Source organism: Candidatus Campbellbacteria bacterium (assembly GCA_016699465.1).
Taxonomy (GTDB): domain Bacteria; phylum Patescibacteriota; class Minisyncoccia; order Phycocordibacterales; family EsbW-18; genus EsbW-18.
This window is the reverse complement of record CP064977.1, coordinates 800,776-811,376: the sequence shown is the minus strand read 5'-3', so window position 1 is coordinate 811,376 and position 10,601 is coordinate 800,776. Positions and strand designations below refer to the sequence as shown.

13 protein-coding genes and 2 tRNA genes are annotated in these 10,601 nt (G+C 41.3%); 1 reads left to right on the top strand and 14 read right to left on the bottom strand.

Annotated features, from left to right (window positions below; translation table 11 throughout):
* Positions 1–210: 210 nt before the first annotated feature.
* The 4 genes from IPJ70_04460 to IPJ70_04445 all read right to left on the bottom strand — a co-directional run bounded on the left by IPJ70_04460 (position 211) and on the right by IPJ70_04445 (position 3,159).
* Positions 211–357 carry a hypothetical protein gene (locus IPJ70_04460; GenBank protein QQR82497.1) on the bottom strand — a complete coding sequence of 49 codons (147 nt, stop codon included), beginning with the start codon at positions 355–357 and terminating at the stop codon, positions 211–213.
* A 39-nt stretch (positions 358–396) separates the two neighbouring features.
* Positions 397–1,314 carry a tyrosine-type recombinase/integrase gene (locus IPJ70_04455; GenBank protein QQR82496.1) on the bottom strand — a complete coding sequence of 306 codons (918 nt, stop codon included), beginning with the start codon at positions 1,312–1,314 and terminating at the stop codon, positions 397–399.
* Between the two features lie 421 nt (positions 1,315–1,735).
* Positions 1,736–2,749, bottom strand: coding sequence for a hypothetical protein (locus tag IPJ70_04450; protein ID QQR82495.1), 1,014 nt, complete (start codon positions 2,747–2,749; stop codon positions 1,736–1,738).
* An 89-nt stretch (positions 2,750–2,838) separates the two neighbouring features.
* The gene (locus IPJ70_04445; protein ID QQR82494.1) at positions 2,839–3,159 is read right to left on the bottom strand and encodes a hypothetical protein; all 321 of its coding nucleotides are present in this window, start codon (positions 3,157–3,159) and stop codon (positions 2,839–2,841) included.
* Positions 3,160–3,242: 83 nt separating this feature from the next.
* Between IPJ70_04445 and IPJ70_04440 the strand changes: the two genes are divergently transcribed.
* Positions 3,243–3,527, top strand: a complete 285-nt coding sequence (locus IPJ70_04440) for a hypothetical protein (protein QQR82493.1) — start codon at positions 3,243–3,245, stop codon at positions 3,525–3,527.
* Between the two features lie 22 nt (positions 3,528–3,549).
* Here IPJ70_04440 and IPJ70_04435 read toward each other — a convergent pair.
* The 10 genes from IPJ70_04435 to IPJ70_04390 all read right to left on the bottom strand — a co-directional run bounded on the left by IPJ70_04435 (position 3,550) and on the right by IPJ70_04390 (position 10,569).
* A tRNA-Arg gene (locus IPJ70_04435) sits at positions 3,550–3,622 on the bottom strand.
* Position 3,623: 1 nt separating this feature from the next.
* Positions 3,624–3,697: transfer RNA gene (locus IPJ70_04430), tRNA-Phe, on the bottom strand.
* Between the two features lie 102 nt (positions 3,698–3,799).
* Complete coding sequence (locus IPJ70_04425; GenBank protein QQR82492.1) at positions 3,800–4,624, bottom strand: hypothetical protein; 825 nt, start codon at positions 4,622–4,624, stop codon at positions 3,800–3,802.
* 15 nt (positions 4,625–4,639) lie between these two features.
* Positions 4,640–4,921 carry an ATP-dependent Clp protease adaptor ClpS gene (locus tag IPJ70_04420; GenBank protein QQR82491.1) on the bottom strand — a complete coding sequence of 94 codons (282 nt, stop codon included), beginning with the start codon at positions 4,919–4,921 and terminating at the stop codon, positions 4,640–4,642.
* A 5-nt stretch (positions 4,922–4,926) separates the two neighbouring features.
* Positions 4,927–5,772 (bottom strand): S49 family peptidase, encoded by an 846-nt coding sequence (locus IPJ70_04415; protein QQR82490.1) that lies wholly within the window; start codon positions 5,770–5,772, stop codon positions 4,927–4,929.
* Positions 5,773–5,797: 25 nt separating this feature from the next.
* Positions 5,798–6,997: a tetratricopeptide repeat protein gene (locus IPJ70_04410; protein ID QQR82489.1), complete on the bottom strand. Its 1,200-nt coding sequence runs from the start codon at positions 6,995–6,997 to the stop codon at positions 5,798–5,800.
* Between the two features lie 4 nt (positions 6,998–7,001).
* The gene (locus tag IPJ70_04405; GenBank protein QQR82488.1) at positions 7,002–8,000 is read right to left on the bottom strand and encodes a hypothetical protein; all 999 of its coding nucleotides are present in this window, start codon (positions 7,998–8,000) and stop codon (positions 7,002–7,004) included.
* 1 nt (position 8,001) lies between these two features.
* On the bottom strand, positions 8,002–8,901 hold the full coding sequence (locus tag IPJ70_04400; protein QQR82487.1) for a hypothetical protein: 900 nt from the start codon (positions 8,899–8,901) through the stop codon (positions 8,002–8,004).
* Positions 8,898–9,557, bottom strand: coding sequence for a tetratricopeptide repeat protein (locus tag IPJ70_04395; GenBank protein ID QQR82486.1), 660 nt, complete (start codon positions 9,555–9,557; stop codon positions 8,898–8,900). Before IPJ70_04395 ends, IPJ70_04400 begins: the two co-directional genes overlap by 4 nt.
* A complete protein-coding gene (locus tag IPJ70_04390; GenBank protein QQR82485.1) occupies positions 9,547–10,569 on the bottom strand; it encodes a DnaJ domain-containing protein in 1,023 nt (340 codons plus the stop codon). The genes IPJ70_04395 and IPJ70_04390 overlap by 11 nt, the downstream gene beginning before the upstream one ends.
* Between the last annotated feature and the right edge of the window lie 32 nt (positions 10,570–10,601).

Here is a 10,601-nt window from a genome sequence, read left to right as displayed (position 1 = left end):
TTCCACCCACACCAACTAAATCTTAAACTCTATCACACCACCATCTTCTATTGCAGTGGGCTACTTTTCCAAAATAGCCCTAAATACTTGGGTAATTCCCCATTTGCTCGTCTACTAAGCCCACAAATCCCCTTTTTACGGCCTTAGTAGGCGAGCAAGCCTTTTGTAAAATTTTCAAGTTGCTTCAATAAGGATTATACCAAGCGGTTGTTACATAGCAAGCTCCTTAGGCTTGCCTTTTCCCCACCTTACTTTTGCAGCCAAACGACCAATAGTCTGGTAGTGTTTTTTACCATACTTTTTCTTGGTCTTTTGACCGCCCTTTTTGCCGAGTTCTTGTGCCGCTTTGTTCTTCACGAGGTAATTATACCAAGTGCTTACTATTTCTGAAAGGGCCTAGTTTCCCCTAAATTTTCGGTACCTTTGTTCGGCTTGTTTTCCATACATCATCGTGTATACCATTGAGCTTTCTATGCAGGAGTGACCGAGGATATTTGTTACATCTGAGTTGGACCCACCCTTTTCAATAATGTTTCGTCCCATGTAGTGTCTCATCGAGTGAGCATTCATGTTTTTCTCAAGACCAGCCTTATTCGAATATCCTCTAAGCATTTCGCATACACCGCTCGGCTTGAATCTGTATCCCCTAGTCTTGTTAGCTCCGGAATTGTGGATTGATATAAACAATGCGTTCGGATCACGTAAAGCATTACCGCGTTTGAATCGTTCTCGGCGTTCTATCCATTTATTGATCGCTTTGCTTGTCTCCTCCGTCCAGAATATTTCACGCAAAGGACGACGAGTTTTTGCTTTTTCGGTTTTAATCAGTGCTTTATTGTTTACCAGATCTAGATCATCCATATCAAGTGCCATAATTTCTCCGTTTCGGGCGCCGGTATCCCAGAGCAATCTAATAATCGCCTCATTTCTCACATTTCTTGGATCGGTATTTTTTGGAATTATACTGAGTAATTTATTATATTCTTCCGGAGTTGCAACTCTAGGGATCTTGTATTGCTTCTGAGGTATCGGGATAAGGTTTTCGTTGAGGACCCTGTAGCCGCGAAGATTACAGAATTCGAAAAACTTCTTGATGGCCATGCATTTTGATATGAAGCTATTATGCTGCCATCCGATCTCCTTCATTAAATTTAAATACTCCATCACATTATTCAAGGTAACCGCCTCAACATGGGGATTTCGTAAAAACAAGCAAAAAAGGCGAAGGTCTTTATCGTTACCCCTTGTAGTTGTGCCGTTTATTTTAAACGCACGCCAGTTTGTAAATTCATCTATTACGTCTTTGAAAAGCATAGGTTTGCAACCAAAAAGCCCACTCGATGCTAGTCAAAGTGGACTTTTGGTTGACCTAAGCTTTTTAATGTAATTAATCAGCTTATGTCAGATCCCAAGCTTGGGATGCATACCCTTTCAGGCATGCATCTTTATCTTACTACCCCTGTACGTATTAGCAAGATAAAGCTTGGGAAAGTCCATTGCTAGCATCCAGCCGTTACCGGCAGGATCCCTTTCGGGACAATGTTTTCGATATTTGGTTGTCACTACATCCTAGTGTAGTGACAAGCTATTGTCAAGAAGGATAATCTATTGGATAGTAATATAAAAATCAAAATTTCCAAAAAGTCAATTAAAATAAGGATATTTTGGACATTTATGAAAAAAGTCGCATCGCTTTTGAGACGATGCGACTTGGTCTTTCGAGAATTCAGAAGGATCAATCGAGCTTTTTTCGTGCTTGCTCTAAAAATCCAACAATTCCCCTGTTCAGGTTTGGAATACGGCCTTCAGAGGCGATTTCTACGGGTATTGAGACCCGAGGATTGTCTCCTAGGAGCTCATCTACCATAATCTGCCTACCATTTTCCTCATCCAAGCGATCGAATAGCTCGATTGCGAAGTCTAGAAAATGAGCTGAGATCTTATGAGCATCGTCAGATGACAAACTTGCCCACTTCTCCATCTTGCCGAACGGCAGTACATACGGAAATGAGCAACTGAAGCCATCAGCGGTTCTCACTGGCATGAAGCTATGAACCGAACGCTCTCCAAGAACACGCCCACAACCGGGCATGAACGGAATCAGATCGCGGTCAGCAACCCATTCGATCAGTTTGTCGAATGTGTAGATGGTTCCAAACTCGCCATTAAATTCCTGCTCGATTGAAGCTTTTGCTTCGACGTCGCAGAACCCAATGATAAGGCTCACAACTTTGACGTTGCGCACTGCCAATTCCTTGAGGATAAGCTGGCAAGTGTGGCCCCTGAAGGCTCCTTCCTTGGCTAGAACAACTGGTCTGCCGGCGATCTTTCGAGCAAGCTCGTCAAATTGCCTATTCAGATATTCAAAACCTGGTCGAGGACCGTACCCGAGCATGTTTCCGTCTGTATCGAACAGTCGGTTGATACTAAGGCTTAAGCCTTCGTTCAGGTTGAGCTCTGCCATCTCTGAACAAGTAACCAGAACAGCGTGTCGATTGCTGCCGATAACTCGCCGATTGACCTGCTCCCAGATCTTGGACCTAAACTCATCCTTGTCGATTGGACATATCTCGATGTTCGGCATTGCCTTCACTACCACATCGAGTAGGTTTTGGCGTAGACGAGCAAAGATTGGGTCACCCTTTTCGAGGACTCTCAGGCCTTTTGTGCGGAAAGACTGAAAACTGCTTGCTACGTCAAAGGAAACCACGCAGGTTCCATGACGAGCCTTCTGATTTGCTGACTTCATGGAACCCTCCCTTGTTTAGAGTTTTGTTTCGGACAATAAAAAGAACTTGGCCGAGTTTATTGTATATTGTTATTGCTGAGCTTACTAGTTTATTTTTCCTCGCCCTTGAGGCGATCAATCATCATTTTATATCCTCCACAGCCTTCTTTGAGCCAGCGATTTATTTTTGTGATAGTGACTGGAGACTCACCGGATTCTTCCTGAATCTGCGAAAACGGAACGCCGGCATCTAGTTTCTTTGCAACCTCCCATCGCATAGCGAATTCACGGAGATCACGTTCGCTCATAAGATCGCGGAAAAAAGCTTTGAGCTCGTCCTCATTTTTTATAGAAAGAAAAACCTTGATTAGATCAGGAGACTTCTGCTTAATTTCAGCCCATATGGCGTTTTTTTCTTCTTCTGGAATCATCTTAACTTGATTATACCATTCTTACATAAAAAGTCTCTAGAAGGACATTACGAGCGGCAAGATTAATATGTTAAATTCAAAGTATGCAAAAAATCGAATTTGATCCATTTAAAGACTTACGGAAAAATGGGCATATTTGGGAAGGAGAAAAAGCAACACTCTGGTACCATGAAAAACTCGACGGCTCTTTTACTTTGATTGTCCTCTACGATTTTGAGGACAAAAAACGACGACTGTACTTAGAAGTCAACAATCTAAAGCGCAAAGTGGAATTTAAGAATGAAGATATTTCCGACGAACTGTATCGTCATGTTCAGATGGAAATTGAGGCGTTTAAAGGAATCACAGAAATAAATGATAAAAGTTAATATCTTAGAAACATTTTATGTGTGCCCTCGGCAGGACTTGAACCTGCACCTTCCTCATTAGAACAGAGGCATCCTATCCATTGGACCACGAGGGCGTGGTGCCGTTGAGAAGAATCGAACTTCTGTCCCACCCGTTTCAAGGGTATGCTCTTCCATTGAGCTACAACGGCAAATAGAAAAGCCACCAAGAAGAATCGCAAGAGGTGCGATTTTCATTGGCGGCTAGTTAAATCTAAAGCGTTGCATTTGTGTTTAGAGCATAGCACATCCTTCTATTCCTGGCGAGTTACCTTTATGGGGTTTGTCTCCATTGATCGCTGAAGCAAATCTCTGTATATCGCTCGTTTTTCCTCAAACGTCATATGTGGATTTTTTGAAACAGAATCCTTATATACCGTCGCAATGCTTTCCCAGATCGCAATTTCCTTTTCTGGATTTGTATCTCGACGAAAATTCTCCAGTGTCCCCTCTAAAGATGTCTGATCCATATCACCCAGCATTTGTTTAAAGTTCTTTATCTTGTTTACTAGAGCCAGTGGCAATTCACCATGCTTTATCGGCATATCCACGTTCAGATCGGCCATTTTAACTGTCTGCGTCTTTTCTATTGGTTGCGATCCAGTTATCTCCCTAGGATGTGTCAGAGATCGGACGACTGTTGCCATTTCTAATTTAAGGTCGTTGTAAAACTTTTTGAGCTCATCTCGCTCAAGAATCATCAACCTAAGACCAGCTGGTTGATCCATAGTGTTGCTACTTCCTTCGCTGAAAAAGAAGGATGAAATAAAGGCTTCAAATATGAAGAACCCGTCCGTTGCCTGTTTATTAATTTTTTTATACTCAATCGTAATTGCTGACTCATCTTCCCATTCTCCCCATCCAAATTTTTCATCCGGCGTTGTGCATTCTATTGCTTTCTCAAGCATTGGTAGTAGCGCCCAACTACTGTATTCGTGAGACCGCTGGTCAGCTCTTATCAATTCAGGATTAAATAGAGGCTTATTTTTATACAAAAATTCTATGTAATAAGACCACCAATTTACATATTCAGGCGTTATCTTTATTTCAAATCCTTCGTAATCTTTTATTGATGCCATAATATTAAATTAATTTCATTGAGTAACATCAACCTTCAATCTGATAGCACCGAGCACATTTGCGATCGCCTCACATCTCTCTTTAGCTCCTGTAAAGACAGTGACACTACCTAGCTGATCCGCCACATTGGCAAGTTGGGATGCAGTTGACTCTGAACAGTTTATTGCCTTCATGATCTGCTCGATAACAGCATCAAACGTATGACAGTCGCAGTTAAAAAGAACTGTACGCCATGCATGTACAGGCCTCGCTATTCTGATAGTATCAATAATTGTTTTAGAGTGTGTGCCAATCATTTTAGTTACTGCCAACAAATTTCTGCTTTTTCGCCTATCTCTTTCTCTATGTAACTCTTTGCTTCCGAATATCCGCCGATTTCATCGATCAGTCCGAGTTCTTTTGCTCGCTCGCCCAGGACCGATGATCCGTCCGCTATAGCTCGAACCTTTTCAATGGGGATATCTCTGTTTTCTGAAACTTCCTTGATAAAATTCTCATGGATAATTTTCAAATCTCTAATTATTAAAGCCTTTTCTTCCGCGGTAAGCGGCTTGTCTGGACTACCGGCATCCTTATATTTACCTGCGCTCAGCTGAACATATGAAAGTCCGTCTTTTTCATTTTTCCCAACATTCTCGAGATAGGAAATCGTAACACCTATGCTTCCGATATCTGAATTTTTTGATGCAAATATTCGATCGGCAGTAATTACTGCCCAGTACGCTGCAGAAGTTCCACTTTGTCTTATAAAGGCAACCACCGGCTTCCTGGACGCTTTAATTGCATTTGCAACTTCCTCCCCTGCAACAGGGTAACCTCCAAAAGAATCCACCTCTACAATTATTCCTTTGATATTCTCATCATCGTTGGCCTGCTCTATTAGGCCCATTATTTCCTCGCTTGCCACAACATCACTGTCCTCTGTAGGATCTTCGCTGTTTGTACTTGGGATATAGGTATAGAGATCCCCGTGCAAATTTATTCCCAGCACTGAGCAGTCAGAGTCTGCATCCGTAACATATTGATCTGTTGAATCGGTACCACCATACATCACACTGTCATATATTGCATAGCTGATAAAACTCAGTGCAATAAAAGCGATGGATGCGACTACATATCGGATCGTTTTGCTTGCATATTTTTTCATAAAATTTTTAATTGGAGCAATCATTTTAGTTATAGGTTTTAGTGATAAACATTATTGATAAAAGTACCGGACTCAAAAGTTCAGCCGCGTCCTTGGAAACCATACCGTCCTTCTGCAGCAGATGTATTCCAAATTTACCATCCTTTGGTATATCTATCGCACCTCCGCATTTATTACCGCCAATCTGGCCTAGATCTCTTATTAAATGCCTCAAGGAATCCATGTCACTTTCCTCGGGATAGATCTGGGAATCATTAATTTTTTTCTGAAAATTTGCGAGTGCGTTTAGTACCGCGTCTTTATGTATATGAAGTGACTCATCGCATTCATCAATAAAGGTATAGAGATACTCTAAGGCTACAAGGAGCTGATCCGCGCGTCGGCTATTATCGAATGATTCATTGCAATTTAGACAATGACCCCTCATTCCGAAGAATGGAGCAGTTTCTCCACATTTAGAACATATGATCTTGCCCTTCGAATCAGCGAATTTTTCGAGTCTTTCTGTTAGCTTAGCTACAAAACTTTTCTCGCCGGAATCGTAGTCTGTAGTCGATCCAAGTTCTTGTAGGCCGAGCATAGGATCGTTATATTCTGCTCCATCGGGAATAAATTCCATTGATTCCTTGAAGCATTTGGCGGCCTGCACTTTGTCTCCTTCTTCTGCAAAAACTGTTCCCGCGTTATTTACGAGTATGGAATAAAGAATGCTTGACTTGAGAGCCTCATAAACAGCACTGAAATATGCCGGTAGGATGTATCGTGTATCTTTTTCATCATGGAATGCCTGTCCTGCGATATAATTCTGCCCAGACATTTTTAGAGCGTTTTCACCAGTCGGAAATTTTGCATTCTTTATTCCGTCTCTCGCACTGTTTTTTATTGCTATCTGAGTGGCAACATCCATCCATGTTTCAGAATGGGTCGAAGCATATCGATTGCTGACCTCTCTCACTGGCTTCATTTTTATTTCATCGTAGATAGTCTGGAAGTATGCCTCGATTCCCAAGTTGTAGTATTTTATTGCATTATCAAAATCCCCCATCTTTTTAAATGTAAGCCCCAGACTGTTGTAAGCCTCAACAAAAGCCGGATCGTCATTTACTGCCTCAAGAAGCTTCTGGATTGCCGCTTTGTAGTCGCCGGCACGCTGATAGGAAATTCCCCGCTCATATGCATCTGCAGTCTTGTCGTCTTTGAATTTTTTATTGAAAAAATTAATCATAAAATTAATCGGTATGAACGGTGGGCACAAGTTCAATTTGCTTCTTCTTTTTAAACATTCCAAAAAATCTTCCGATCAACACGACTAGGAAGAAGCCGTTGAGCCAGAACAACACAGCAGTTGGTGCATCATAAACCTGCTGAAATTGCATATAGAGTAGGTTTGTAACCATAAATCCGAGGAAGAATACCCATGCAGAAGGGCGATAAAGATTTTCTTTTTCAGCCGGCGAGAGTTTCTTTTTTGCGGACCGCCATTTAAATGATGCTATGAGAGCAAGAACAAGAAAGATAAAGCCTCCAAAGTCCGAGATAAAGTTTCCTATGCCCATTGCCTCAAAGTGATAGAAAGGGAGCGCAATAACTTGAAAGGAAAGTGCTCCGAGAAGAAATGTGTGTGGTGAGTAGCCAAGGAAATCATCAGGTGTAGAGTTCCATGAATGGTCTGGAAATGCCATTTTAGAAAATCCATACCAGAATAGTGCGGTCAGGAAGAATATCAGGACTGCTATAAATTCAACTAGGCCAATCTTGATCCAGACAACAAAGGGAGCAGTGACTATAGCGATCGGTGCGAGGCCGAAAAAGAATATTCCGATAAAGCTGAAGAAAACTCCAACGACCGATGTCCATATAAAGAAGCTGGTGAGAAAAACCCATATTGAAAGAATACTTTGTGCAGTGACAAACCCGACAACAGCCACAATAGATGCTGGTAGAAAGAAGTAGCGCTTTCCCACAGACTGTCCTTTTGATTGTTTAAAGTGATCAGTGAGCAAGGAAATTGAGTAGAGGGCTGGAGCAAAAAGCTGGACAACGAACGGTGCAAAAATCATAAGCGCCACAATGATTCCTATTCCGTAAAGAATATAGCGGAGGACCGGAGCTCCCATCCATGCAAAAAGACCTATTGCAATTATGAGTAGTACCCACCAGTATTTTCCTAAAAGTCCGAATATCTTCTGTCGCGCCCCCACTGAATTAATTTGATTTGTTTTTTCCATATTATTGTTTTAATTGTTGCAATAAGTGATCTGTATTAAAAGCTAAAAGTACAGATAGAAAATCCTCTCTTGTTTTAGCATCTCCATCTGACCCACCGATCCTCCCCGCTTCGCCATTCTTTATCTCGACCCCAACTCCCTGGCGCCGAGTAATAAGATAACGGGTTTTGTGAAGTAACTCGTAAATATATTTAAATTGTTCTTGGTCAGGGTACTCATCATTTTCTACTGCCCTATTGATTGTATAAACCAGTACGAATATAAGTTCTTCGAGACTTTCTTCGTCCTCGCCATCATCATCAAGAAAGATTTCTATAAACTCGAGAATCTGCCTTATCGCAAGAACGACCTTTTGCACATCGGAAAAATCTGTCCCACATTTGTCGCATTTGTCACGCAGAAAAGCGATTCTCTTTTCGCAAACCAGACACTGTGGAGTTGTCATGGCGATAATTCGTTGTGTCCTTTCGTCTCTATTGGTTCGGTCTGCCATGTCAGCGGATATTGCAAATAGCATTTTATATGGCTGTTCCGGCTCCTTCTGCTCGGTAATTCGGTCAATAATTTCTCGGAGCTTATCAATAGCAATTTCTAGGTCCTCACCTCTTTTAACAAGAGATGATGTGTAAAGCTGATCCCCAATGCTCATACTCTCGCTTGAAAGAGCCTGTGCAATCACAACTTCTCTTTTGGTTTTTGGAAATTTTCCACAATAAATACATGGCGTTGAGGAGTAATTAATGAGCTTTCCGCAAAATTGGCATACATAAATAATTGTGTAGTGCTTCTTATTCTTTAGAAGTCCAAGTTCCCTCATTCCACGAGTAGCAAGATCAGATTTTGTGATGATCTTGTCTAGCGAATATTCAGGTATTTTTTGTAGGCTCTTGTCTTTGTTCATAATGTTTTTGAGAGCTCAATTACTTTTTTCCTTGCAAATTCGGCGGTTGGAAATTCGTGCGCTGCCATACTGTATTGTTCTACCGCCTCTTTTATTCTACCCTGATACTCAAAAAACTGGCCTTTCCGGACCATAGGCATTTCGCTGTCTCTCTCGATCTCTATTGCCTTGTCGATAAATTCGTAAGCCTCATTAAATTTGCCCATGAAGTACAGGCACTGAGCAATGTCATCGAGAGTTGCACCGTTTCCTGGATCAATGACCAGTGATTCCTTGAGATCTGATAGGGCCTGCTCATACCTTTTCATCTTCATATATGCATCTGCTCTGAATTTCCAGAGAAAAAAGTACCCCCTTTCTTCTTCAATACACTGCCCCAGCATCTCGGCCGATTTTTCATAGTCGTCTTTTTCGTACAGACACCTTCCGTAATAGCACCGGGTAAAGAAATGACAGGGATCAGTAGCGAGTATTTCCCTGGCAAGCTGAATGCAACCGTCAATATCTTTTATCTCATATTTGCGTTTCAGTTCGTTAAAAAGAGATTCGATTTTTGGCCATACGCTCAAATCACGAAGACCTCGTTTTACAAGTCTCGAATCTTCGCTCAGCTTTTCAAGCGAATAGTATGGCGATTTAATCAGTTTATTGTCCATATTTTTTCTTCAGCTCAGCAAGCTGATTTTGTTTCTTGGCGATTTCAGTAAGGACCTTGTCTGCAAGCTCATGAAGTAAATTACGTTTTTGAAGTAGTGAGGATTCGATATTTTCCTTAAGTACATACCATTCTGATTTTTTCAAAAGAATGTACTGTTGATTTGCTTTCACAACAGCAGCCTCGAGTTTAGCGAGTTTCTCTTTCAGTTTGTCTATCGTCCTAATCACAGTATCCTCAGCAAATCGACTCTCATCAATCGCGCGAAGAGATTCGAGATCGTTGTCGGCATAAGCCTGGTTTACCTTTTTCATCATAACGTCGTCTCCTTTATTAAGGTCAGGATGAAACTTGTGAGCTAGCTTGCGATACAGTCTCTTTATTTCTTCTTGCTCATACTCAGATACATGTTTTTTCCCTTTTATATTTTTTTCTTCGTCTTCGAGTTTCCTATATTCCTCTTCAATATGTTCCTTACGTTTCTGCAGACTCTCATCAACTTTTTTCTTTGCTTCCTCGAACGAAAGACCTTGATCGATTAGATCTCCGATTTTCTTCAATTTAAGTATTTCAAGTTCTACTTCATCGAGCTTAAGATAAAGACGTCCGATTTTTATATCATATTCATATTTTGTCACGGACAAATCAACTTTTATTTTTTCAGTATGCTCAAGTATCTCGGCAAGCTGTTTTTCTTTTTCTGTAATAGCTCGTTCTAGATTTTTCTTTTCAAGAGTATCATCGAGTGCTGTATTAGACGCCACTAGAGAAGTTGATTGTTCAATTCTTGCGTACCGAGTGGCGCGGCCAAGGCCAACCCTTTTTATTTTCTTGAGCTCTACAAGACGCTCAAGAGATTTTCGCACAGTCGACATTGCGATATCGGTTGCTTTTACAATATCACCCGGGCTCGCTTCGCCGGTAACCGAAATATACCTCCAAATCTCCTGCTGTTTTGGAGACATGAGGTCTTCAATTGATTCTGAGTTCATTTTTTCTTGATCCTGATTCATACCTGTTATTTAGATTATAACAGATTGTATCA